At 60.9% G+C, this 23,159-nt stretch carries 30 protein-coding genes and 1 pseudogene; 19 read left to right on the top strand and 12 right to left on the bottom strand.

The window, feature by feature from the left end; translation table 11 throughout:
• Positions 1-63 precede the first annotated feature (63 nt).
• Positions 64-480 (top strand): GFA family protein, encoded by a 417-nt coding sequence (locus U5G49_RS04150; protein WP_168319597.1) that lies wholly within the window; start codon positions 64-66, stop codon positions 478-480.
• Positions 481-837: 357 nt separating this feature from the next.
• Here U5G49_RS04150 and U5G49_RS04145 read toward each other — a convergent pair whose 3' ends face one another.
• A complete protein-coding gene (locus U5G49_RS04145; RefSeq protein WP_193446159.1) occupies positions 838-1,911 on the bottom strand; it encodes an alkene reductase in 1,074 nt (357 codons plus the stop codon).
• A gap of 123 nt (positions 1,912-2,034) precedes the next feature.
• The gene (locus U5G49_RS04140) at positions 2,035-2,823 is read right to left on the bottom strand and encodes an SDR family NAD(P)-dependent oxidoreductase (protein WP_193446160.1); all 789 of its coding nucleotides are present in this window, start codon (positions 2,821-2,823) and stop codon (positions 2,035-2,037) included.
• 113 nt (positions 2,824-2,936) lie between these two features.
• On the opposite strand from U5G49_RS04140, the gene U5G49_RS04135 reads away from it, so the two are divergent.
• From U5G49_RS04135 to U5G49_RS04110, 6 genes are all read left to right on the top strand, one after another.
• On the top strand, positions 2,937-3,512 hold the full coding sequence (locus U5G49_RS04135) for a TetR/AcrR family transcriptional regulator (RefSeq protein ID WP_018449523.1): 576 nt from the start codon (positions 2,937-2,939) through the stop codon (positions 3,510-3,512).
• A gap of 474 nt (positions 3,513-3,986) precedes the next feature.
• A complete protein-coding gene (locus U5G49_RS04130; protein WP_024322782.1) occupies positions 3,987-4,262 on the top strand; it encodes a DUF4242 domain-containing protein in 276 nt (91 codons plus the stop codon).
• Between the two features lie 499 nt (positions 4,263-4,761).
• Positions 4,762-5,814 (top strand): sensor histidine kinase, encoded by a 1,053-nt coding sequence (locus U5G49_RS04125; RefSeq protein ID WP_193446182.1) that lies wholly within the window; start codon positions 4,762-4,764, stop codon positions 5,812-5,814.
• Between the two features lie 73 nt (positions 5,815-5,887).
• Positions 5,888-6,274, top strand: a complete 387-nt coding sequence (locus U5G49_RS04120; RefSeq protein ID WP_193446161.1) for a response regulator — start codon at positions 5,888-5,890, stop codon at positions 6,272-6,274.
• Positions 6,275-6,369: 95 nt separating this feature from the next.
• Positions 6,370-6,774, top strand: coding sequence for a hypothetical protein (locus U5G49_RS04115; RefSeq protein ID WP_246289402.1), 405 nt, complete (start codon positions 6,370-6,372; stop codon positions 6,772-6,774).
• A 269-nt stretch (positions 6,775-7,043) separates the two neighbouring features.
• Positions 7,044-7,835 (top strand): aldolase, encoded by a 792-nt coding sequence (locus U5G49_RS04110; protein ID WP_193446162.1) that lies wholly within the window; start codon positions 7,044-7,046, stop codon positions 7,833-7,835.
• 116 nt (positions 7,836-7,951) lie between these two features.
• Here U5G49_RS04110 and U5G49_RS04105 read toward each other — a convergent pair whose 3' ends face one another.
• The 5 genes and pseudogenes from U5G49_RS04105 to U5G49_RS04090 all read right to left on the bottom strand — a co-directional run bounded on the left by U5G49_RS04105 (position 7,952) and on the right by U5G49_RS04090 (position 10,370).
• Positions 7,952-8,302 carry an AraC family ligand binding domain-containing protein gene (locus tag U5G49_RS04105; RefSeq protein ID WP_193446163.1) on the bottom strand — a complete coding sequence of 117 codons (351 nt, stop codon included), beginning with the start codon at positions 8,300-8,302 and terminating at the stop codon, positions 7,952-7,954.
• A 233-nt stretch (positions 8,303-8,535) separates the two neighbouring features.
• On the bottom strand, positions 8,536-8,964 hold the full coding sequence (locus tag U5G49_RS04100; protein WP_193446164.1) for a hypothetical protein: 429 nt from the start codon (positions 8,962-8,964) through the stop codon (positions 8,536-8,538).
• A gap of 201 nt (positions 8,965-9,165) precedes the next feature.
• Positions 9,166-9,639 (bottom strand): nucleoside deaminase, encoded by a 474-nt coding sequence (locus tag U5G49_RS04095; protein ID WP_193446165.1) that lies wholly within the window; start codon positions 9,637-9,639, stop codon positions 9,166-9,168.
• A gap of 111 nt (positions 9,640-9,750) precedes the next feature.
• A pseudogene (locus tag U5G49_RS37060) lies at positions 9,751-9,867 on the bottom strand (nuclear transport factor 2 family protein); the annotation flags it as partial.
• 53 nt (positions 9,868-9,920) lie between these two features.
• Complete coding sequence (locus U5G49_RS04090; RefSeq protein ID WP_193446166.1) at positions 9,921-10,370, bottom strand: VOC family protein; 450 nt, start codon at positions 10,368-10,370, stop codon at positions 9,921-9,923.
• A 51-nt stretch (positions 10,371-10,421) separates the two neighbouring features.
• On the opposite strand from U5G49_RS04090, the gene U5G49_RS04085 reads away from it, so the two are divergent.
• The gene (locus U5G49_RS04085) at positions 10,422-11,024 is read left to right on the top strand and encodes a TetR/AcrR family transcriptional regulator (protein WP_193446167.1); all 603 of its coding nucleotides are present in this window, start codon (positions 10,422-10,424) and stop codon (positions 11,022-11,024) included.
• 57 nt (positions 11,025-11,081) lie between these two features.
• Here the strand turns inward: U5G49_RS04085 and U5G49_RS04080 are convergent, their stop codons facing one another.
• Positions 11,082-12,020, bottom strand: coding sequence for an AraC family transcriptional regulator (locus U5G49_RS04080; protein WP_193446168.1), 939 nt, complete (start codon positions 12,018-12,020; stop codon positions 11,082-11,084).
• Between the two features lie 79 nt (positions 12,021-12,099).
• Here U5G49_RS04080 and U5G49_RS04075 point away from each other — a divergent pair, with 79 nt between their 5' ends.
• On the top strand, positions 12,100-12,927 hold the full coding sequence (locus tag U5G49_RS04075) for an oxidoreductase (protein ID WP_018241081.1): 828 nt from the start codon (positions 12,100-12,102) through the stop codon (positions 12,925-12,927).
• Between the two features lie 52 nt (positions 12,928-12,979).
• Here U5G49_RS04075 and U5G49_RS04070 read toward each other — a convergent pair whose 3' ends face one another.
• From U5G49_RS04070 to U5G49_RS04060, 3 genes are read right to left on the bottom strand one after another with little or no spacing between them, the layout of a single operon-like run.
• Positions 12,980-13,219, bottom strand: a complete 240-nt coding sequence (locus U5G49_RS04070) for a hypothetical protein (RefSeq protein WP_193446169.1) — start codon at positions 13,217-13,219, stop codon at positions 12,980-12,982.
• Positions 13,216-13,560, bottom strand: a complete 345-nt coding sequence (locus U5G49_RS04065) for a hypothetical protein (protein WP_284200497.1) — start codon at positions 13,558-13,560, stop codon at positions 13,216-13,218. The genes U5G49_RS04070 and U5G49_RS04065 overlap by 4 nt, the downstream gene beginning before the upstream one ends.
• Positions 13,561-13,608: 48 nt before the next feature.
• The gene (locus U5G49_RS04060; RefSeq protein WP_193446170.1) at positions 13,609-14,328 is read right to left on the bottom strand and encodes an SOS response-associated peptidase; all 720 of its coding nucleotides are present in this window, start codon (positions 14,326-14,328) and stop codon (positions 13,609-13,611) included.
• Between the two features lie 198 nt (positions 14,329-14,526).
• Between U5G49_RS04060 and U5G49_RS04055 the strand changes: the two genes are divergently transcribed.
• The 4 genes from U5G49_RS04055 (at position 14,527) to U5G49_RS04040 (ending at position 18,580) form a co-directional block, all read left to right on the top strand.
• Complete coding sequence (locus U5G49_RS04055) at positions 14,527-15,117, top strand: TetR/AcrR family transcriptional regulator (protein WP_193446171.1); 591 nt, start codon at positions 14,527-14,529, stop codon at positions 15,115-15,117.
• A gap of 73 nt (positions 15,118-15,190) precedes the next feature.
• Positions 15,191-15,820, top strand: coding sequence for a hypothetical protein (locus U5G49_RS04050; RefSeq protein WP_193446172.1), 630 nt, complete (start codon positions 15,191-15,193; stop codon positions 15,818-15,820).
• 235 nt (positions 15,821-16,055) lie between these two features.
• Positions 16,056-16,631, top strand: coding sequence for a DUF308 domain-containing protein (locus tag U5G49_RS04045; protein ID WP_193446173.1), 576 nt, complete (start codon positions 16,056-16,058; stop codon positions 16,629-16,631).
• A 176-nt stretch (positions 16,632-16,807) separates the two neighbouring features.
• On the top strand, positions 16,808-18,580 hold the full coding sequence (locus tag U5G49_RS04040) for an adenylate/guanylate cyclase domain-containing protein (RefSeq protein WP_193446174.1): 1,773 nt from the start codon (positions 16,808-16,810) through the stop codon (positions 18,578-18,580).
• A gap of 142 nt (positions 18,581-18,722) precedes the next feature.
• Here the strand turns inward: U5G49_RS04040 and U5G49_RS04035 are convergent, their stop codons facing one another.
• Positions 18,723-19,316 carry a TetR/AcrR family transcriptional regulator gene (locus U5G49_RS04035; protein WP_193446175.1) on the bottom strand — a complete coding sequence of 198 codons (594 nt, stop codon included), beginning with the start codon at positions 19,314-19,316 and terminating at the stop codon, positions 18,723-18,725.
• A 129-nt stretch (positions 19,317-19,445) separates the two neighbouring features.
• Here U5G49_RS04035 and U5G49_RS04030 point away from each other — a divergent pair, with 129 nt between their 5' ends.
• From U5G49_RS04030 to U5G49_RS04005, 6 genes are all read left to right on the top strand, one after another.
• On the top strand, positions 19,446-19,826 hold the full coding sequence (locus U5G49_RS04030) for a DUF4267 domain-containing protein (RefSeq protein ID WP_193446176.1): 381 nt from the start codon (positions 19,446-19,448) through the stop codon (positions 19,824-19,826).
• 1 nt (position 19,827) lies between these two features.
• Positions 19,828-20,148, top strand: a complete 321-nt coding sequence (locus U5G49_RS04025; protein WP_193446177.1) for a DoxX family protein — start codon at positions 19,828-19,830, stop codon at positions 20,146-20,148.
• Positions 20,149-20,473: 325 nt separating this feature from the next.
• Positions 20,474-20,806 carry an ArsR/SmtB family transcription factor gene (locus tag U5G49_RS04020; RefSeq protein ID WP_018241069.1) on the top strand — a complete coding sequence of 111 codons (333 nt, stop codon included), beginning with the start codon at positions 20,474-20,476 and terminating at the stop codon, positions 20,804-20,806.
• Positions 20,799-21,284 carry an SRPBCC family protein gene (locus tag U5G49_RS04015; protein WP_193446178.1) on the top strand — a complete coding sequence of 162 codons (486 nt, stop codon included), beginning with the start codon at positions 20,799-20,801 and terminating at the stop codon, positions 21,282-21,284. Before U5G49_RS04020 ends, U5G49_RS04015 begins: the two co-directional genes overlap by 8 nt.
• Positions 21,277-21,897, top strand: a complete 621-nt coding sequence (locus tag U5G49_RS04010) for a glutathione S-transferase family protein (RefSeq protein ID WP_193446179.1) — start codon at positions 21,277-21,279, stop codon at positions 21,895-21,897. Before U5G49_RS04015 ends, U5G49_RS04010 begins: the two co-directional genes overlap by 8 nt.
• A gap of 349 nt (positions 21,898-22,246) precedes the next feature.
• Positions 22,247-23,059 (top strand): alpha/beta hydrolase, encoded by an 813-nt coding sequence (locus U5G49_RS04005; RefSeq protein WP_193446180.1) that lies wholly within the window; start codon positions 22,247-22,249, stop codon positions 23,057-23,059.
• The last annotated feature ends 100 nt before the right edge of the window (positions 23,060-23,159 follow it).

Here is a 23,159-nt window from a genome sequence, read left to right as displayed (position 1 = left end):
GCGACCGACATCGCGCTTGCCGACGCAGCGTTTTATTCGGCGGCGCTTCATCAGGAGAGAGATATGAGCAAGCCTTACACCGGCGGATGCGCCTGCGGTGCGATCCACTATGAAATCTCGGCCGAGCCGATTGCGATGAACGACTGCCAGTGCCGCGATTGCCAGGCGACCAGCGGCACCGGGCACGGATCCTATCTGACCTTCCCGAGCCGGCAGGCGGTGAAGCTCGAGGGCCAGGCGACGCATTGGGAGATGGTCGCCGACAGCGGCAACGTCAAGACGCGCGGCTTCTGCCCCGCCTGTGGCGCGCCCGTCTATCTGACCTTCTCTGCCATGCCCGATCTCTTCACCATTCACGCCGCCAGCCTCGACGATCCCACCCGATACCAGCCGCAGATGGTGACCTACACGCTGCGCGGCCTCGGCTGGGACCGGGTCGATCCGGCGGTGCCGAAATTCGAGACGATGCCGCCGATGTAAAGCTGGGGCAGCGGCCCTGGCAAAATGGTGCGATCGGCTGGGTCGCCGTGTGTCAGTGAACCCCATGCCCACCTGACCTGGCGCAAGCGATGCCAGGAGAGTTCAATTTCCGGCAAGACGCTCGATCGGCTCGGCCAGGTCGAGCCAATGCGGGCGATTGCCCCACCAATGAACATGATCCGGCGTCTAAACATCTAAAGCTGGCGGACGGTGTCAGCTGGTAATGCAGAAATTCGCCTCGGCCTGCGCGTCCTGGTGAAACCTGAGGCAAGGGCGTTCTTAGCCCCGCCGCCTCCCCCATTCGGCATGGTGAAAAGGCGCCGCGCAGCAGCACGGCGCCGGTGCATCACGCGCGCGTCATGCGGCGATCGAGGGATAGTCGGTATAGCCTGGGGCGCCGCCGCCATAGATGGTCGCCGGGTTCACCTCCGCCAGCGGAGCAGCGGTCTTCAGTCTCTCGACGAGATCAGGATTGGCGATGAATGGCCGGCCGAACGAGAACAGATCCGCCGCGCCCTCCGTCAATCGCAACGTTGCGCGGTCGAGGTCGTAGCCATTATTGGCAATGTAGGTGTTTGCGAACTTGGCCCTGAGCTCCGCGTAGTCAAAGGCAGCAGCCTCATTGGGCCCGCCGCGCCCAGCTTCGACGACATGGAGATAGGCAATCCCCATCTGGCCAAGCTTCTCGGCGATATAGTTGAATTGCGCCTGCGGATCGCTCGAGGTGACGCTGTTGACCGGCGAAATCCGCACTCCCGTCCGCTCGGCGCCGACCTCGGCAGCCACGGCGGCAGCGACTTCCAATATCATCCGGGCGCGATGTTCAACCGAGCCGCCATAGGCGTCGGTGCGGGTGTTGGCGCCGTCTTTGGCAAACTGTTCCAGCAGATAACCGTTGGCGCCATGGACTTCGACGCCATCGAAGCCCGCGGCAATCGCGTTGGCGGCAGCGCGACGGAAATCGGCGATGATGGCCTGGATCTCATCCAGTTTGAGCGCGCGAGGTTCGGACACGTCGACGAAGGCATTGTTCACGAAGACCTTGGTCTCAGCCTTGATGGCCGATGGCGCGACCGGCGCCTGCGCATTCGGCTGCAGATCGACATGCGAAATACGACCGACATGCCAGAGCTGCAGGAAGATGTGTCCGCCTTTGGCATGCACCGCATCGGTGACTTTCCGCCAGCCGTCGATCTGGGCTTGCGTATAAATTCCCGGTGTATCCTGGTAGCCCTGCCCTTCCTGCGAAATCTGCGCGCCTTCCGAGATGATCAGGCCGGCTGTCGCCCGCTGGGCATAATATGTCGCGGCGATATCGCCCGGCACGAAGCCGGCGCCGGCTCTGTTGCGGGTCAAGGGCGCCATCACGATCCGATTCGCCAGCGTCAGGGCGCCGAGTGTGTAGGGTTCAAAAAGTGCGTTGTCAGTCATTTCGTTTCTTTCGTCAGGATTTCGGGGGTCTCTGTCACATCTCGGAGTTTCGCGCCGGAACACGGCACAGGCCGGCCTTGCGACACAGCCTGTGTTGGTGACGGCGCGTTTCCGCGGGAAGCGCTACGAGGCGGCGCGATAGCGCTCTGCCGGCTCAGACTGCGAAAAGCCCGGGATCATCGTCTGGCGCGCGGACTGATAAGCGTCCCATTGGGCGGCATCGTGCAGAGGCGGGATGGTGACGGGCTCGCGCTTGTCGAAGCCTGCCAGGGCGGCGTCCACTAGTTCGCCCACTTCCATCACGCCGGAGAGCGTGTTGACGTCGATGCCGGAAAGTTCCCAGATCTCCGTCCGTGTCGCAGCCGGCAGAACCGCCTGGACGTAGACGCCTTTGGGACCGAGTTCGAGGCTGAGCCCCTGGGAAAGGAAGGTCACGAAGGCTTTGGTGGCGCCGTAGACCGTCATTCCGAATTCCGGGACGAGTCCGACGACCGAGGAGACGTTGACGATGGCGCCCGAGCCCGCTTCGACGAAGCGTGGCGCAACGGCGCTGGAAAGGCGGGCAACCGCCGTCGCGTTGAGCGCGATCAGCTGGGCGATATCATTGACGGGCTGATTGACGAACGTGCCTTCGAGGCTCGTGCCGGCATTGTTGACGAGAATCCCGATCCGATGATCGTCGCGCAGACGGGTTTCCACCGCCGCAAGCTCATCGGATTTGGTGACATCGGCCTGCAGGATGTCGATCGTTACGCCGGTTTCCTCGCGAAGTCGCGCCGAGAGAGCCTCCAGCCTTGCCCTATTGCGCGCGACCAGTACGAGATTGTGCCCACGACGGGCGAAACGGTCTGCATAGGTCGCTCCGATACCCGAGGAGGCGCCGGTGATGAGGACGGTGGGAGTGTCAGTCATTGTCTTGTTCTCTTTCGAATGAGCGTTATATAATTATGATGGATATCCTAATTACGGATTTAAAGTGATGGCTATCATAAAAAAGTCAATGGCAGAGAGGGAGAAATCTCAACATGAAAATCAGCCGTGAGCAGATGGCCGAAAACCGCCAAAGGATCCTGGAAGTCGCAAGCCGGCTGTTTCGGGAGAAAGGATTCGAGGCCGTCGGCGTTGCCGAGGTGATGAAGGCCGCGGGCCTGACGCATGGTAGCTTCTACGGTCATTTCAGCTCGAAGGACGACCTGATCGTCCAGGCGCTCGCGCATGCGCTTGGCCAGCGCAATGGCGCGTCACTCCCGCTTGGCGCCTATATGGAAGAGTACCTGTCGCCGCGCCATCGCGACAACAGGGCCGGTGGCTGCCCAATTTCCGGACTTGCCGCCGACACGCTGCGCCAGACGCCTGAGGCCCGTGCGGCGGTGACCGAGGGTGTGCGGGCGCAGATCGACTGGATGAGCGAGAAGGACGAAGGGCCGGACGCCGACCGCCGACGCCGGGCAATCGCCAACTGGTCGGCGATGGTCGGGGCAACGATCCTCGCTCGCGTCATAGTCGATCCCGCCCTGTCGAAGGAAATATTGACGGAGACGCTGGCCTGGATCGATGACGGAGCCGACCGACCTGCTTCGGCACCGGCAAAAGCCGAATGAAGAACAGCGACGGCCAGCGGCCGCGTCCCGCCGCAGTTCCCATCGCCGGATCCAAGATCCTCGATGCCGACCTGCCATAGGTGGGCAGCCGTCGGCTGAGCGTCCAGCCCCATTTCGGGCATTTTAGTTGGTCGGATGTCAAGTGACGTCGCCGTTGCTTCCAATAGGCGATTAGCTTCAACGAGAAATGGACGGCTACATCAGCAGATTCGAATAGATAAAGATGCCCGTCGCCTGTAAAGTTCTCGTGCCGCCGCCCGTATTGGCTGGCAAGCGTCTGAGACAGGTATCGATATTCCGCAATCGCGCTTGTGATCGTGTCGCGCGAAACCCTGTTCCAAACCGCTGAGTGTCGGACGAGGTCTGTGAATACGGCGGCAAAGTAGATGTCCATTCGCAACGGCCGGAAGTTCAAAGCGATCGCGCAACATGTTCAAACGGTTGCTGTCGTCGCTCAACCCAAGGACAACCATCATGCCACAGTACATGGTCGAAAGACACCTGCCTGGAATCACTCCCGATCAACTCAGTGCGGCGGCGTCCCGCGCGAAGAACGTCACCGCAGAGATGACCAGCCAGGGCAAGCCAGTGCGCTATCTTCGCTCGACATTCGTACCGTCCGAGGAACGATCATTCTGTCTGTTCGACGCTTCGTCGGAACAAGATGTGATGGAGGCAAACGAACGCGCAGAGATCCCGCTGGTGAGAATTACCGAAGTTAAGCACATCTCTGCCGATGACGTGGTCTAGCGCATCAATGGTCGACGTAAGCGCAAACGATGTAATGACCACTTCGGGTCGACAGGTGGCAAGCGTAAGGCCAGGATCGGCCTAAGCGGACTAACGGAGTTAGCGAACTGTCGGCCGACTAAGCCAGAGGTCCACGACTTGCGATGCCGAACGACTTTCCGCCTTGATCGCGAACCTTCCGGTCGAAGAGCCGAAAGCGGAAGGCCGCCGTCGTCCGGAACGCGCCAATTGCGGTCGCGCGTCGCATCGAATTGGATTCAGCCGATCGGCTTTAAGTCTGTTATTTGATGCATGTCGTTGTCCCAAGACCGCCGCACGCTTTTAGGCGGGATGCATTCGGCATCGGCTCATCGCCGATATGGCAGCGCGATATTTAGCATGAAGAGATTGCGCGTCGCGCGTGTTATAGTCTCTTTGTCCAGCTGCGCCTTTCGGCCGGTTGGCATTATTGCCGAGTGATGACTTGCTTCGTGAGTCTCCGGCCCATGAGGGCCTCTCCATGCAAAAGACACCCACAGTGCATCTCGAAGCGGCGAGCACGCTTGCCGTGGTGGTATCGTCCAATGAACCGCTGCTGTTCCTGTCCGACGACCTGAAGGTCATCGCGGCGAGCGCATCCTTCTGCCGGGCCTTCGACATCGACCCCAAGACGATTTGCGGCCAAAGCCTCAGCGAAATTGGAAACGGCGAATGGGCGATGCCCAAGCTTGCGTCACTGCTGAAGGCCACCGCCTCGGGAAGTGCCACCATCGAGGCTTACGAAATCGACTTTCAACGGCCAAACCAGAAGACACGGCACCTGGTCGTCAATGCACGGACGCTCGATGACGGCGACATCGATCATATTCGCCTCCTTCTGGCCATTACCGACGTGACCGATGTGCGCGCCGAGGCTCGGCTGAAAGATGATCTCGTTCGCGATAATGCGATCCTGCTGCAGGAGGTCCAGCACAGGGTCGCCAACAGCCTCCAGATCATTGCGAGCGTTCTCATGCAGAGCGCCCGGCGGGTCCAGTCGGAGGAAGCGCGCGGGCACCTCCACAATGCCCATCACCGGGTCATGTCGATTGCGGCCCTGCAACGGCAGCTCTCGACGTCTAACGGCGGCAAGGTTGAACTCCGTACCTATTTCACTCAGCTTTGCCAAAGCCTCGGTGCATCGATGATCGCTGACCCAGACAGGCTTTCGATTCAGGTGTGGGTCGACGACAGCGCCGTGGAAGCGGATGTTTCCGTTCGCTTGGGGCTCATCGTGACCGAGCTTGCAATCAACGCCCTCAAGCACGCCTTTCCCGATGAGCGACCGGGCGCAATCGTCATCGACTATCACTCATCCGGCGACGACTGGACTCTCTCCGTTACCGACAACGGCATCGGCATGCCTACGGGTAGCGAAGCACCAAAGGCCGGCCTGGGGACCGGCATAGTGGAGGCGCTGGTCAAGAGCCTGAATGGCGAAATTCAGTTGAGCGATGCGGCTCCCGGCACCGCCGTCGCAATCAGCTACCGGGAAAGCGCCGGTTTGCGAACCGACATTTCTACGGCCGCGTAGGAACCGATTGGCTTCCCAAGCGCTACACTACCGGAGCCCACGAGGTTCACACTCCAATTTGACCGAGTGAGTGATGAAAAATGGCAAGGCGGTCGTCCTGGTCGTCGAAGACAGCACGATCATTCGGATGAGTGCCGTCGATCTGGTGCTCTCTGCTGGCTACGAAGCGCTGGAGGCGTGTGATGCGGACGAGGCAATTGGCATCCTCGAGTCGCGAAACGACATCGATCTGGTTTTCACCGATGTTCAGATGCCGGGCACGATGGATGGCATCAAGCTATCCCATTACATCAGGGATCGGTGGCCGCCTGTCAGGTTGATTGTTGCATCCGGCGAAGCCATCCTCGAAAAGAGCAATCTCCCCACGGGAAGCAGGTTCTTCTCGAAACCCTACGACGACCACGCGATTACCGATGCAATGGCTCATCTGCTGTCGATTGGGAATACGACTGGCTGCTAAGTTAGATGTTTTTCGACTGTGGGGGCTCTGAGCGCGTAGCGTCCTTCTCGAGGAGTACGGCGCGGCGTCTGAAACGTAACCGCAGGAACTGACCATTGACACAACCCGCAGCCGACAAGGTCCGCTTCAAATTTGTTACGCAATGCCCAAGGGATGATGGCTGCGGCGTTTTCGTCTTGCAGATGCTGACGGGCAAACCCTACGACCAGATTGCCGGCATGATCGATTGGGGCGTTCAGACCAATCATTACACAACGTGGAAAGAACTGCGCGGCGTCCTGACCGCGTTGGGCTGGCAGACTGGCGGATTACGCATGGCAGAGAGCTGGAGCGATGTTTGCGGGGTAGCGGTCGTCCATGTCGAAGGAGACCACTTCATCCTCTATGACGCCGATAACGGCGTCTTCTATGATCCGGGACAACCCGATGGCCCCGATCTGCATAGCCACCTCGTTCCTATGAACTACCTTCCGGTACAATCGCCAGAGAACGGTGCGTAAAAATGCAAAAGCGCGTCCCCAACCTCCGTCATCCGAGGTCTTGAGCCTGGAACCCATGCCCGCCCCGATGGTCGGCGCCAATAGCACTCGCCGTGACCACAATTTCAGGCTCGCGGATAGGGAAAGGCGCAGCCGCCGAGGAGCGTACTCACCCAAAATATGCAAATGAACCGAACCATGTTTGTCTCCGCCGGCTTGATGCGAGGCTGATCCGGGCGTAATCCAGGACACAGCCACCCTCTCCTTCGACACCAATTTGAAACGATCCCATGGCGCACTCCCTCAATACAGCCCCATCGCCCGCCGGCGGCCCCAACCAGCCGAAACTTGATACGGACGACATCTGGCAGTCCCGCGTCGATCTTGCGGCCTGCTTCCGGATGGCGGCAAGGCTCGGCATGGAGGAAGGGATCTGCAACCATTTCTCGGCCGTCGTTCCCGGCTATGACGACCTGTTCATCGTCAACCCTTATGGCTACGCTTTCGCCGAACTGACGGCCTCGATGCTGTTGATCTGCGACTTTCACGGCAACGTGGTGTCTGGCCGCGGGCAGCCTGAGGCCACCGCTTTTTACATCCACGCCAGGATTCACAAGAACGTCCCGCGCGCCAAGGTGGCGTTCCACACCCACATGCCTTATGCCACCGCCCTTTCGATGACGGAGGGCGATCCCCTGATCTTTGCCGGGCAGACCGCTTTGAAATTCTATGGACGCACGGCCGTCGACCAGAACTATAACGGCCTGGCGCTCGACGCGCGCGAAGGCGATCGGATCGCGGCCGCCATCGGCGATGCCGACATCGTCTTCATGAAGCATCACGGCGTGATGGTCTGCGCACCCAATATCGCCGAGGCCTGGGACGACCTCTATTACCTCGAGCGCGCCTGCGAGGTGCAGACGCTTGCCCTGTCGACCGGACGCGAAGTCCTTGCCGTCGCGCCTGAGATCGCCGAAGCGGCGTATCGGCAAATGCGCGAGGGAGACCCGGAGTCGGCGCGGCTCCATCTGGAGTCCGTCAAGCGCGCACTCGATCGCAGCGAACCCGAATACAAGCGCTGATCCGCAGACCGCGGCTTAGCATCGGCCCGAAAATCGGAATCGATTTTCGGAAAGCACGATGCGTAGATTCAAAGTGTTAGAGCGTCCTTAGTGCGTCCGAAAGGACGCACGGCGCTCTACGCGTGCGCCGGCCGCCAATGCGGATAGGTGACATAGGCGGTGAGCGCGCCCTCCTCGTGCGAGCGGATGGTCACCGCTTCTCCCTTGGGCATGTAGACGATCGCGCCTGGCCCGGCGGTGACCGTCCCCGCGTCTGTCGAGACCGATAGCCGCCCTTCCAGAACGATCATGACGTCGTCAACTTCAATCGTCTCGGTGAGGCTTTGGCCGGGCGCGTAGCGTCCATAGCCGATGGTGATCGGCCCTCCCTGCCGCTCGTCGACCAGATTGCCGACGAAGATATCTGCCTCCTGCCCGGGGGAACGCTCCAACGCCACGTCGGCAACCGTGAACTTACTTACTTTCATCGTCTTCCTCCATTGCCGCGTGCAGAGGTAGCGCGGAAATCCCGCGCGCCAAGACAGATGATAAATTCTCGAGGAGGACGGCGCCCCGCCAGAAGCCGCCACTCCGTCGACAAAATAGTCTCCATTATAGAAGGCAATTAGGTGCAACCACTTGCGCGGGAAATCGACCTTGGCCGCAACGCACCACAAGCGGACCTGTCGTCTGCCTGCTTTCGAGTTGATGTAGGCAGGGGCTATTTTCGGCTTCGGCTGGCTAGCCAAGAGTAAATAATTCCCCACACAACGCCGGGGATAAAGTTGCTGCTAACGATTAGCGGCCTGCTGTAGTTCGTAAACACTGCATCGTTGCCATAAGCCTGCAACACGAGAAGAGCTTGCAAAGCACTGATACAGCCACCGACGATTGTCGTGGAGGCTACCCCATGAAGGACGCCAAATCTTTCTAGCCCAAGCGTGGCGATAGCAGGAAGTCCAAGGATCAACGGCACCACGAGGAGCGGAAGGAGCCACATTGTGGCACCGAAAATCACGTCGCCGTAATGGATGTATGAACGGGTGATCGTAACGGAGAGCCAAGCCGACCATAACGTAGCCCAAGCCAACAGGAACGCGAGAAATGTCACTCGGCTCGTTGGAAGTGCCTTGCCTTTCAAATCGGTCATGCGCGTCCCTCCTCGAAGCCAGCTGCCCTCTGGCAGGACTCCGTAATTGTCGTCACGGTCATGTCGTTGACTTCGCATCAATTCAAGGTCGGGGGAAAAAGCGTAGTGGCGGCTCGGGGCCGATTGTAGACATCCGCGCAGCGATCCCGTGATAGCGCGCGTTGCGGGAGATAGCTGCCCTCGGCTTATCGCCGGCAAGCTCTAAGCCTTGCCCAGATGCTTCGGCCAGAATTGCTGATGGATTTCGGCGGCTTCGTTTTCGAGGTTCGTCGGGCCAACCACGGTGACGTTGCGCGCGCCGGTTTGCAACACCGCCCGGCTCGGCACGTTCAACCCGATCCCGGCGATCTCGCCGAGCCGTGTTTCGGAGCACGCAAACACCATGCGCCCGATGCCCGACCAGTAAATCGCCCCGGAGCACATCGCGCACGGCTCCGTGCTGGTGTAGAGCGTGCACTCCGCGAGAAAGGCAGTGTCGTAGTGCTGCGCCGCCAGTTTAACCAGGTTCATCTCGGCATGGTTCGTCATATCGCGGCCGGTGAAGACGCTGTTTTCGGCGCGCAGGATGACTTCCCCGTCCTTCACCAGCACCGAGCCAAACGGTTCGTCGCCGTGGTCCATCGCGGATTTCGACAGCGCAATCGCCTCGCGTAAAAACGGCTCGTGGTATTCCATCAGAGTCTCCCCAGCTAGAGCAGGAGGATCTTGTCTTGAATCGGAGGGATTTCCAAGGGGCTGCACGTCAGGCGATCGCGTCGTCTTGGTCATCGTGTCATGGCTCAGGACACCGGATCCGATCGCCGAAAGAATAGCCTGTGCAGGGATTGGGCCACGCTCAGGCGTCACTAGCACCCAATCCTCAGTGATGCAGGCGGCGATCTGGGTGGGATCGTTGGAAACCATCGCCGCGTTGAAGGCGCGCTCAGCCTCCTCGAGCGCTTCAAGGGCTGCGGCACTCACGCCGACATGTCCTCGTTCCAGCGGCGTTGCATCTCCTCAGGCGTGACCTGCTCGATGGTTTGCGACAACATCCAGCGATGACCGAAGGGATCAAGCACCTGCGCCACCCGCTCGCCAAAACTCTGGTCGGTCGCCGGGCGCAACATCGTCGCCCCGGCCGACAGCGCCTGCGCTAGTGCTCCGTCGGTCGACACCGTGTCCATGTGGAAGGTCACCGGCGAGCCTCCGACGGTATCGGGAGACAGGGCGCCGAAGTCCGGATATTCGTCTGCCAACATCATCAGCGTCTCTCCGAAACGCAGCTCGGCATGGCCGATCCGCCCGTCCGAAGGATCGGTCATGCGGAAGACTTCTGTGGCGCCGAAAGCCTCCTTGTAGAAGTCGATGGCCCGTGCCGCATCCTTGACGATGAAGTAGGCGCTCACTTTTCGGGCAAAACTCGGCATGGATGATCCTCCTTGACTGGTTTATATATTAACGTTACGTATCGTAAAGATATGAGTCAAGAGAGTCATGCAACAGCGAAGAAACGAGGGCGGCCGCCAAGCGCTGCCGCGCAGAGGCGTGCCTTGGAGGCCGCCCATGAAATCCTGATGGCCGAAGGTTTTGGCCGCATGACGATCGAAGCCGTGGCGGCGCGGTCCGGTGTCGGCAAGCCGACGATCTACCGCTCCTGGGCCAATGCGCAGGAACTGGCGATGGCCGCTCTTCTGGTCAACCGGCTACCGGAAGCGGAGGTTGGAGGGGGCACGGCGCAGGCGGCCCTCGGCGCGCAGATGAGCGGACTGGTGACTGCCTTTGCGAGCACGCGCGGGCGGCAGATCACTATGGCACTTGCGGCCGCCGACCCGGAAAGCGAATTCACCAAGGCCTTCCGCAATCGGGTGATCCTGTCGAGCCGCAACGCGGGTCGTGTCATCCTGGAGGAGGCTCTGGCTCGGGGAGAGATCGTTCCGCCGCTGGATATGGAGGCGCTGCTCGACATGATCTACGGACCGGTCTTCTTCCGGCTGCTGGTCGGCCATCGCCCGGTCTCGCCGGAGTTCGGCGATGCGATCGTCAGGACCGCGTTGCGGGCCGTTGCACCGTCGGGCGAGTGAGACCCTCCCGTCGCGATGGGCGAAGCCAACGGCTGCGCAGGCGGCCGACCAAGCGGCCTAACCGTGATCGTCGCCCAGTTCGCCAAGGTGGCGCTGGACCCACTTGATCTCTTCCGATGCCGTGCGCCCGAAATGCCGTTTGAAATCGCGGCTGAACTGCGCCGGGCTTGCGTAGCCCACGGAAACCGCGACCTCGGTAATCGTTCTGGTCTGGCGCGCGATCATCAATCTTGCTTCGTGAAGCCGCATCGCTTTGACGTATTGCATCGGACTGTTGCCGGTCAGCCCCTTGAACTGAACATGGTAGGAGGGAACGCTCATGCCCACCTCTCTTGCCAGATCGGCGACGGCGATCTCCAGGCCATAGTTTTCCCGCAACCAGGCGAGGCTCTGAATGATCTTTCCGGATCTGCCTTTCTGCTGGAGGGCGGCGATCATCGCGCCGCCTTGCGGACCGACCAGGACGCGGTAGTGCAGTTCGCGCAGAATGCCGGCGCCAAGCACATCCGTCTCGACGCTGCTGCCAAGCGCCGTCAGCAGGCGCAGCAGAACATCCTCGATATCGTCAGCCATGCTGCTCGACACGAGACTTCTCGGCTCGTCGCCTGGCAGTTCGGCATGTTTTTCCACCTGCAGTGCGATCTCGGCCGCCATCTGCATATCGAACTCGACATAGACCGCAAGCAAGGGCCGCTCGGGACTGGCCGTCGACGTCATCCGAAACGGAACGGGCAGCGACACCGCCAGATAATGCTCCTCATCATAGAGGAAGACTTCGCCTTCGAGGATGCCCTGCTTGCTGCCCTGCAAGACGAAAACCGCGCCCGGTTTGTAGAGCACCGGGATGTCGTGGAGCACGGCTTCCGTGCGCAATATGCGGACGGAAGCAAGCGCGGTCGGATTGTATCCGTGACGCGGGGCGAGACGCCCGGCCAACGCGACCATCTCCTCTCGCCTGGATAGGCCGCGATCAGCCTTCATAGGATTTGGCAACATTCTGAGAGAATCCGCAATCGATGCGCCGGTTTCTCCATACTATTTGTCAAGACCCATCCTCAATCAAGGAATATCGCTGATGTCACGAAAGACCTTCTTCATCACCGGATCGAATTCCGGCTTCGGGCTCGCCATTGCTTCCGCCGCCCTTCAGGCGGGCCACAGGGTGATCGGCACCGTGCGCTCGCAAGCGTCGCGCACAGCGCTCGCCAAAACCCTGCCTGGCCTGCGGCCGGTCGTCTGCGACGTCACGGAGTTCGACCGGATTGATGATGTCGTCCGCCAGGCGGAGGACGAGCATGGGCCTGTCGACGTGCTGATCAACAATGCCGGCTACGGCCATGAGGGCGTGCTCGAGGAGTCGCCGATCGAAGAGATGCGGCGGCAGTTCGACGTCAACGTCTTCGGCGCCGTCGCCGTTGCCAAGGCATTTCTGCCTGGGTTTCGCGCACGACGCCGCGGCTTCATCGTCAACGTTACCTCGATGGGCGGCGTGATCACCATGCCGGGCATCGGCTATTATTGCGGCAGCAAATTTGCGCTCCAGGGCATATCGGAGGTGATGCGCGCGGAAATGGCCCCGTTCGGGGTACATGTGACGACCCTTTGCCCCGGCTCCTTCCGGACAGACTGGGCCGGACGATCGATGGTCCGCACCGAGCGGTCGATCACCGATTATGATGGCCTTTTCGATCCGATCCGCAAGGCGCGACAGGCCGTCAGCGGCAAGCAGCTCGGCGATCCCGCCAAACTGGCCGCCGCGGTTTTGGAACTCATCGAATCCGACAATCCGCCGCCGCAGCTTCTGCTCGGCAGCGACGCCCTCAAACACGTATCGGACAGGATCGTTCGCCTCCAGCAGGAGATCGAGGCGTGGAAGTCTGTGACCGTCTCGACTGACGGCTGACGGCAGAAGCTCTGTTTTCCGCTTCAACGATATCGAGATAATCTGCCAGCTCTTATTGGATGATTTTCCCGCCCCCGGCCGCCTCCTGCTTCCGCCGGAGCGCCTGTTCCTCTTCGAATGTCTTGTGCGGGAAGTGTTCCCAACACCACCAGCGCGTTGGCACGGCCGGGGATGGGCTGTTTCCCCAGCCTCCCCACTCCTTGCAGCGTGTGCCGTCAGCAAGCCGGTGCTCGCAATAGTGCTCAACGATCACATTGGCGCCCGGCGCAGTCGAATGGCCTTCGATGCTCATGGGTGCGTCCTCCGTTTCCCGCTCTTGATGCTCTCATAGATCATTTCCAGCCGCCTCGAGGCGACATAGGCACTGTCCTCGTATCCGGCCGATGGCCAATCCAATCGATGGCTGCCATCTGTCGCCACGATCCAGAACCATCGATTATCGATCCCTCCGCCCGCCTGTGAGCGGAATATCCTGCCGATCTGGGTATCGCCGTCAAAAGCGACGTAATCGTCGCCGGGTTTCTCTTTCCAGGCGTGCCGCCATTTGTATTTGATTTCCCGGCCGCTGACATGTTCCCACGATTTCCATGTGATTTGTTCTGGCGTGCGTCGTCCTGTCCTCTCGCGAGGTATCCCTTTGACCGCATGGTTGATGGATGGCTCCCGCCCGAGCCGGTGAATTCAGATGAGCGTCGGTTCCGGATCGGGGTCGATCGGATCGATGATGTCAGCCGTGTCATTCTTGGGCGAACCCACATTGCGGCCGATCGGCCACATGGTCATCAGCTCCGCCGGGAACGGCTTCATCAACTCGGTCGGATCAGGCTCCTGAGATAGCCAGCGCTCGTAATCTTCGCGGTGCAGGACGACCGGCATGCGGTCATGGATCTGCGCCATCATCGCATTCGGCTCGCAGGTGACGATTGCGAAGTTTCTGATGTCGACGCCTTCCGGGCTGCGCCAAATCTCCCAGATGCCGGCGAGCGCAAAGGGCGAGCCGTCAGCCATGGCGATCGCATAGGGCTGCTTGTTCTTGCCGGTGCCGAAGATATCCTTCCACTCGAAGAAGCCGTTGATCGGCACCAGGCAACGGCGAGACCTGTAGGCCGAGCGGAACAGGCCGTTGGTACTGATGCCCTCGCAGCGGGCATTGATCGGCGGCGGCCGCCCTCCCGGCTTCATCCATGCCGGCATCAGACCCCAGCGCGCCGAGGCGAATACCGGCCCCATGACATCAGGCTCGCGGACCATGTCGCGAATGATGATCGGATAATCCAGCGTCGGCGCGCCGTTATAGCGCGGAAATCGGTTCCCGAGCGCATCGATCGCGCCCCGCTCTGCAAAGGCGAAATTGCGCACCAACTCCTCAAGCGATGTCTTGATATAGACGCGACCGCACATCCGGAACTCCATCCCGCATATTAGATGTTCTGATTATGTTCTGGGTATTCGAGGCGAGTCAAGGCCCGTCGCTACAACCGATGCCGCCATCGCTTTCACCAGAGTCAAGGTGAAGCCTGTCACCGTCTCGATGACCGCTGACGGCAGAAAATCTGCTTTCCGCTTGACAGCCTTCCTACTGAAAGGTAGATGAAATCCATGAGCAATGTTTTGACGACCTCCGACGAAATCCTGGCCTCCGCCCGCGCGCTGATCATGACCGGAGGCTATAACGGCTTCAGCTATGCCGATATCGCTGCCGTCGTCGGCATTCGCAAGGCCAGCATCCATCACCATTTTCCCAGCAAGACCGATCTGGTGCGCACGCTTGTCGTGCGATATCGCGAAGATGCCGAGGCGGGGATCGCCGGCCTAGAGCAGCGGGTGCGAAATCCCCTGGCGCTCCTCCAAGCCTATGCGGGCCACTGGGCCCAGTGCATCGAGGACGCCAGCCGGCCTTTTTGCGTCTGCGCCCTGCTGGCGAGCGAACTGCCGGCGCTGCCGCGGGAGGTCGCAGTCGAAGTCAAGGCTTTCTTCCGCTTTGCATCGACATGGCTGACCTCGGTGATGGAACGGGGCGCTCAGGACGGCAGTTTGAAACTGTCGAGCGAACCGCGCGTCGAGGCTGAAGCCTTCATGGCCACCGTCCATGGCGCCATGCTTTCAGCCCGCGCTTACGGTGCCCCGGAGATCTTCGCCACCATTCTGGCCCCCACCTTGCAGCGGCTGTCTCCGACCGCCGCTCAATAGAGTTCCTGGCGGCATAAAAGCCCGGAGCGACAAACGACGTTCAGTGAAACTACCAACTAGTAGGAAGAATGACATGATCAAGACCATTCTCCCCGCCCTCCTCCTGGGGCTCACCGCCATCGCGTCGACGGCCCTTCCAGCGGCGCCTGTCCATGCCGAAGACCAGAAGCCCGGGCAGATCCATGTCAGGGGCAGCATCGTCAGCTACAGCGGCTCCGCTCTCAAGGTGAAGACCCGCGATGGAGAGACTGTCGATGTCATCCTCGCCGACGGCTGGAAGCTGGCGAGCGTCGCAAATGCTGCGGTCACCGACATCAAGCCGGGCGACTTCGTCGGCATCGCATCGCTGCCCAGCGCAGACGGTGGCGACGGCGCGCTTGAGGTGCTGATTTTCCCGCCGGCGATGAAGGGTGCGGGTGAAGGCAGCTACGGCTGGGACCTCAAGCCCAACAGCAGCATGACCAATGCAACCGTGGCCGATGCCGTCAAGGGCGTCGATGGCCGCACCGTCACCGTCTCCTATCACGGCAAGGAAAAGAAGATCGCCATTCCGGACGGCACGCCGGTCGTCACCATCGCTCCGGCCAGCAATGACGATCTCGTTGCCGGCGCCGTCGTCTTCATCCCCGCCGAGAAGGCTGCCTCGGGCGCCCTCGCCCATCAGGTGCTTGTCGGCAAAAATGGCGTGGTCCCGCCCATGTGACCACGTCGTCGCCGGTCGGCCGGGCCGCCCCCGGTTCGACCGGCGATTTACCAGGGAATGCCGCCTGCAGCCGATGGATTCGAGCGATGGAGAACACCGTCTCGACAGCCGCCCGTCGGTGCTGGGGCAGTTCCGGGAACCTCATGAAACCCAATCTCGATGACGGACGCCGCCCCTCACGGCGGTGAGCCGCCCCCATCAGACCAACACCATCACATTCAGGAAAGAGATCCTAATGAGCAACGATCAAACCACCGTCGCGTCTGGCGACAGGGAAGAGTGGCTGACGCGCTATTACTTCACCCGCGCAGCCTTTTCCGCAATCTGGGTCGCAGCCGCCTTGACGGCCGGCCAGCAGTCGCTCGCCGTCGCGGCGGCATTGCTGATCCTCTACCCGGCTTGGGATGCAGCCGCGAACCTCATCGACGCAGCGCGCAATGGCGGCCTGGCAAACAACCGCAGCCAGGCGATCAACGTCGCCGTCAGCGCGGTGACAACAGCGGCCGTGATCGTCGCCCTGACGATGAGCATGAACTGGGTTCTCGGCGTCTTTGGCCTCTGGGCGATCTTTTCCGGTCTGCTGCAGCTTAGAACCGCTGTCCGGCGCTGGAAAACCAATGGCGGCCAGTGGGCAATGATCCTCAGCGGCGGCCAATCCGCGGTGGCAGGCGCGTTCTTCATCGCCCAGGCGCAAATGCCGGAACCGCCCTCCATTGCCAACATCGCCGGCTATGCCGGCCTCGGCGCCTTCTACTTCGTGGTCTCGGCCGCCTGGCGGAGCGTCACGCAGATGCGGCGGAAGCGGGCCTGAGCCGATCGGGGGCGGGATCTTCCGTTTGGCCGCATGACGGAGCAGTCATTGCGTGAGGCTGTAACGTCGGCGGCGTCCCCATGAGCCATGGCCAACCAAGATCGCTCTGAGCAGCGGCTAAAACTTCTTTCTTGCCCTCTGTCTCCCTGTTATCGTGGAAGTTAGGAGACAGCGCCATGAGCGAGAACCGAAAGCTGGCTGCAATCCTGGCCGCGGACGTGGTCGGGTACAGTCGGCTTGCCGGCGCTGACGAGGACCTCACCCTGGCGAGGTTGCGCACACTGCGCAGCGATCTCATCGATCCGACGATCGCCGTGCACCACGGCCGGGTGGTGAAGCGCACCGGCGATGGTGCGCTGGTCGAGTTCCGCAGCGTGGTGGACGCCGTGCGCTGCGCCATTGAGGTGCAGAACGGTATGGTGGAGCGCAATGACGGCGTCCCGCAGGACCGTCGCATCGAGTTCCGGATCGGTATCCATTTGGGCGACGTCGTCGAGGAAAGCGACGGCGATCTGATGGGCGACGGGGTCAACATCGCCTCGCGATTGGAGGGCGTCGCCGCGGCGGGCGCGATCTGCCTGTCCGAGGATGCCTATCGCCAAGTCAAGGCGAGGCTCGACCTCTCGGTCAGCGATCTCGGCAGCACGCAGCTCAAGAACATCGCCGAGCCGATCCGGGTCTATTCGCTGCAAGTCGGCAGCGCAGCGACCAAGTTAGCCGCGACCTCGGAAACCGCGACGAGCCGACCGGCGACGGCAGCGCCACCGAAGCTGTCGATCGCCGTCCTGCCCTTCGCCAACATGAGCGGTGACGCCGAACAGGACTACTTCGCCGACGGCATCTCGGAAGACATCATCACGGCGCTATCGAAGCTGTCGCAGCTCTTCGTCATCGCTCGCAATTCGTCGTTCACTTTCAAGGGCAAGAACGTCCATGTGCAGGAGGTGGGCACCAAACTCGGCGTGCGGTATGTGCTTGAGGGTAGCGTACGCAAATCGGGGAACAGGGTACGCATCACCGCGCAGCTCATCGACGCGACCACCGGCGGGCATTTATGGGCGGAGCGGTTCGATCGCGACCTCACCGACATATTCGCGGTTCAGGACGATGTCACGCAGCAGATCGTCGGCGCGCTGGCGGTCAACCTGACAGAGGGCGATCGGCAAAGACTTGCGCCGGGGCAGACGCGGCACCCCGAGGCGTATGACTGCTTCTTGCGTGGCCGGGAGCTGTGGCACCGGCTGACGAAGCAAACGAACAGCGACGCCCGCGACCTTTTGCAACGTGCCGTCGAACTGGACCCGAACTTCGCCTCGGCCCACGCCTTCCTCGCCCTTACCCACGGGCTCGACTACCTGAACCGGTGGAGCGCGTCGCCGCAGCGCTCGATCGAGCAAGCCGAAGAGGCGGCGACCCTGGCGGTAGCGCGGGATGATAGCGATCCCGTGGCGCACTGGGCACTGAGTGTGGTCAAGCTTTACTCGCGACAGCACGATAGAGCCATCAGCGAGGCCGAGCGTGCGATCGTCCTCAATCCGAACTTCGCCGAAGGGCATGTCGGCCTCGGCGAAGCACTCATCTATTCAGGCAGATCCGAGGAGGCACTCGCCTATTTCGATCGGGCGAGGGTCCTGAACCCGTATTTTCCGGATGTCGTTCTTCACTTTCAGGCCTTGGCCTTGTTTCCACTGGGAAGGTACGAAGAGGCCGTCGAACTGTTGCTGCAGCGCGTGAGCCGCAACCCCGTCACCGATGTCTCGCGCGCGCTTCTGGCCGCCTGTTACGGGCACCTCGGCCGTTTCGAAGAGGCTCGCGCGACGTGGCAAGAGGTGATGCGCGTCAATCCCGACTACTCCCTGGAATACCGTCGCAAAGTCTTGCCCTTCAAGAACCCCGCCGATTTCGAGCTCGTCGTGGAGGGGCTACGCAAGGCCGGTGTCGTACAATGACGGTGATTAATCTCCGATCTTGAACCTGTGGGATGGCGTGTGGAGCAAGGACAGCAACGGATCCGGCGGTGACCGGCGACAGCTCTCCGTTGAAGATGCGCAGTCCACATCCGGTAGCCGATGCGCCAAGCGACTGATGTCATCAGCCGCGACTGGGCGCGTTGCTTCCCGCATCCACGATCGCCTGAACCACAAGCGCGATGCGTTTGTCACGCATGCCGGGCCTGATGCGGCCTGAACGTTCGAGCTCGGCAAGCCCATGAAGGGCTGCCCAGAAGGTCTCGGTCACGATCTCCACATCGGCACAGAACGGAGACACGGCTGCTGCAATGGCGTCGAAACCGGCCCGAAGTTCCGATCTCGTTTCGGCCTCGGCGAACTGCAGTTTGGTCGGCAGGATAAACATGGCCTGGTAGAGTGCTGGGCGACTGAGCGCGAAAGCAAAATAGGCCATGGCAACGTCCATGAGGGCATCTCGTCGCCCGTTTGCCCCGCCTGCCGCTTCCTGAAGAACGGTTGCGAGTTCCTTGAAGCCCTCGACTGCAACCGCGGCAACGATGGCGTCCCTGTTGGCGAAATGCGAATAGAGGATCGGCTGGCTGTATTCGATTTCCTTGGCCAGACGGCGGATCGTCACGGCATCCCATCCTTCGCTCTCCGCGACGGCACGTGCTGCCGCGACAATGCGCTCTTCGCGCCCTGCCCTTTCCCGGCTTTTTCGCTCTGCGATCCCCATTGCTCAATCTCCATGCCCTCGCAGGGCCAGCACTCATCAAAGATTATACCAATGCTAGACTAACTAGCAATGCTAAGGCATTTTATCTAGCAGTGCTAGATTTTGTATCAACGATAGAAGGATTGTCTCATGCTTTGGCTTGCCAACGGGGCCGGGTTGCTGCTCGCCCTCGCTATTATCGCGATCGGCACCAGCTATATTGCGAGCCCGATGACCACGATGCGCAGTTTCGGCCTGCCGCTTCCCGAAGAAGGCCCAAACGTCGCTTGGTGGCTCCGCCTCAAGGGTGTTCGCGATATCGTCGCGGGACTGCTCGTGCTGGCGTTCATGGTGTGGGGCGCTCAACGGGAGGTCGGCATCGTGCTTTTGATCGAAGCGATGATCCCTGCGGGCGACATGCTGCTCGTTCTCGCAGCGAAAGGCTCCACCAAAAGCGCCTTCGGCATTCACGGCCTGACGGCGGTGATTATGGTGCTGGTCGCCATCCCCATGATGATCGGGGCTGACTGAGATGGTTCACGTTCTTTCCATCTGGTTCCTGGTTGTCGCCTTCGCGGGCGCAGGTCTCGTCAACGCCATCGGCACGGCGGCGACGCGAAGTGAATTCGCTCGGTGGGGCTACCCGCGCTGGTGGGGTATCGTGACGGGTGGGCTGGAGATATCGAGCGCCGTCCTGATTGCGCTTCCCGCCAGCCGCATTGTCGGCGTGGCGCTTGGGGCGGTCATCATCGCGGCTGCGGTTTTCACGGTTCTACGCCATCGCGACGATGCACACCTGGCGCCGCTCAGTGTCTTTGTCACCCTGATTGCTGTTGCTGCGATCTCAACTTGAGCACGATCGGCCGCTTTCACCGACAGGCGTGAGCGAAGCACTATCATGTGGTTGCTGGCGCCACCTGATTGTAGCGGTAATCAGCCTCAAGCCCTGAGCCTGGAATCCATGGCCGCTGCTGATCGAGGAGGCCTGAGTGGATCCTCGGGTCAAGCCCGAGGAGGACGGAGCGCGGGGTGGCGTCTGCAGCAGGAACAGCGACGTATCCCGACATGATCGGGAGTCATCAACGCCGATTTTTGCCCCGTGATTTCGCCCATGTAAAACCGTTGACATTACGCTGAGTAGAATATATCCATTCAGTTATATAGCTACATGGTGATATATGGACGACAAGCTCGATGCGATTTTCTCCGCACTCGCCGATCCCACGAGGCGAGCAATTCTTGGGCGGCTTGCGAACGGCAAGGCGACGGTGGCCGAGCTCGCTGATCCCTTCGAGTTGTCTCAGCCTGCCATATCAAAGCATCTCAAGGTCCTGGAACAGGCCGGATTGATCCGCTCCGGCCGTGAAGCGAATTCGCGTCCCCGCGTCCTCGAGCCGGCTGCGTTGAAGACAATTGCTGATTGGATCGCCGATTACAGACGCTTCTGGGATCAAAGCTTTGATCGTCTCGATGACTATCTGTCCAAGGTACAAGGATACGAAAATGACTAATCCAAAGACCGACACCGACAACGCCCGCGACCTGGTTCTTGTACGAAGGTTTGATGCCCCATGCGATCTGGTTTTCAGGGCATGGACCGACCCGAAAGCGTTAGCACAGTGGTGCGGTCCTCACGGTTTCAAGGCGGTGGGCGACCGACTTGAAGCTTGGCCCGGCGGTAGACACCGCGCCTGTCTGATCGCGCCAGATGGAGAAGAGCATTGGGTCGGCGGAAAATATCTGGAGGTCGAGCCGCCGCACAGGCTTGTCTTCACACATGCCTGGGAACTCGCAACCGGCGAAAATAGCCCGGAAACAGTCGTCACCATCACGTTCAGGGAAAGCGACGGAGGTACGGAAATGACTTTTCGGCAGAGTGGATTTGATAGCGCATCGTCACTTAAGGGTCATGAAGCCGGCTGGTCCCAAAGTCTCGAGCGATTGAGCGTCTTTCTCGGGACTGAATCCGAAGGGCCGGATCATGTCTAAGGCGGCGATGAAGCTCTATTATTGCGAGACGCTCAATCCGCGGAAGGCCTGCGCCGCTGCCCGTTTTCTTAAAGCCGACGTCGAGTTCGTCAGGGTTGACCTGGCAAGCGGAGAACAGCGCACCGCAAAATTCCTGGCGCTTAACCCGAACGGGAAAGTCCCGGTGCTGCAGGATGATGCCGGAACTTTATGGGAAGCGAACGCCATCATGTGCAGGCTGTCTGACAGCGTCGCATCGGATTTTTGGCCGCATGACCACCGGCAGATCGACGTGCTGCGCTGGTTGAGTTGGGATGCCAGTCATTTCACCCGGCACGGTGCAACGCTGTGGTTTGAAACCTTGATCAAGCCGTTGTTCGGCGGGGAGCCTGACGTCGCCGTGATCGAAGATGCGAAGACGAGTTTTCGACTCCATGGTCGCGTGCTCGACGATCATTTGGCCAAGAACAGCGTCGCCGTCGGGAAGACACTGACTGTGGCAGACTTCGCATTGGCCGCTGCACTTCCTTTTGCAACCGCCGCCGGGATTCCAGTCGCCGAGTTTCGGCATATCCAAACGTGGTACGGACGGCTTGAAGAACTGGATGCGTGGCGAAACCCTTTCCCGGCCTAGGAGGGCACGGGCGAAGGCCCCTTTTGCCAGGGTGAAAGGCGTTGGCGGCACTCCTCCTTTGTCGCCGAGGCTACATCGATCCGGCCAGGCAAGTTCAGCGATCGACCCCTCTTCGACGCTGAAGATGGCAGCTCATGCATTCGCAGGGCGCCAATGCGGATAGGTAACATAGCCGGTGAGCGCGCCCTCCGCATGCGGTCCGGTTCCAGATGGGGCGAACAGTCGAGCCTCTTCTCCATAGGATCGCTTTGTGCCTATATTGCCGCTGCGCTGAGCACACCGCGCCGCAACGGGCCGCGGTTGCCGCATAGCGTTCAGGTCATTGCCAAACCGGCGGGTACAGTTTGTCGTGAGCGCTACAAGGTACTTGCTGATGTTGCCGCTGATGGCGGTCGTCGCCTACGTGGCGCTCGTGGGTCTGATCTATCTGTCTCAGCGAGCCCTGCTTTACCCCGGAGCCGGCGCCACACCTGTTCCGGAGCACGCGAGTTGGGGCGAGACGGTCCACATCAAGACGCCCGACGGAGAGATGCTTCAGGGACTGTACAGCCAGGGCGACAGCGACAAGCCCTGCGTGCTCCTCTTTTTCGGAAACGGTGACCGCCTCGACAATTACGCGTTTCTCGCCCAGGCGCTGACCACATGGAGGATTGGATTGCTGGCGATTTCCTATCGCGGCTATCCCGGATCGACCGGCTCACCCAGCGAGCAGGGCCTGCTGACAGACGGGATCGCCGCGTTCGACTGGCTTTCGGCACACGGCGGAAGCGAGATCATTGTGCTCGGTCGGTCACTTGGCACTGGCGTCGCCGTGAATACCGCCGCGAAGAGGCCGGCCGCGGGCGTCATTCTCGTGTCTCCGTACCTGTCGGTACTGTCGGTTGCGCAGACGCATTATCCGTTCCTCCCGGTCGAGGTTCTTCTCAAGGATCCCTTTCGCTCGGACCTCAACATAGGCAAAGTAAGACAACCAAAGTTGTTCCTTCACGGCCGGCTTGACGATAGCATCCCGCTTTCTTCAGGGCAGGCGTTGTACCGCATCGCACCCGAGCCCAAGCGGATGTTGATCTATGACGGTGCGGGTCACAACGATATCTTGAACGACAGAATGGTCGGTGACGTCATCCGTTTTGTGGAAGAGCTGAAAGGAAACCGGCCCTAAAATCCCGTCACGGACGGGAGCGGTTTGCCGGTCGTAGTGGGAGGCAATGCCCGGGAGCGGCTCGCGAGGCGACCAGAGTGGATCCTCGGGTCAAGCCCGA

It is taken from the genome of Rhizobium indigoferae (assembly GCF_034554815.1).
Lineage (GTDB): Bacteria > Pseudomonadota > Alphaproteobacteria > Rhizobiales > Rhizobiaceae > Rhizobium > Rhizobium leguminosarum.
The sequence above is the reverse complement of the archived record's forward strand: the minus strand, read 5'-3'. Positions and strand labels throughout refer to the sequence as shown.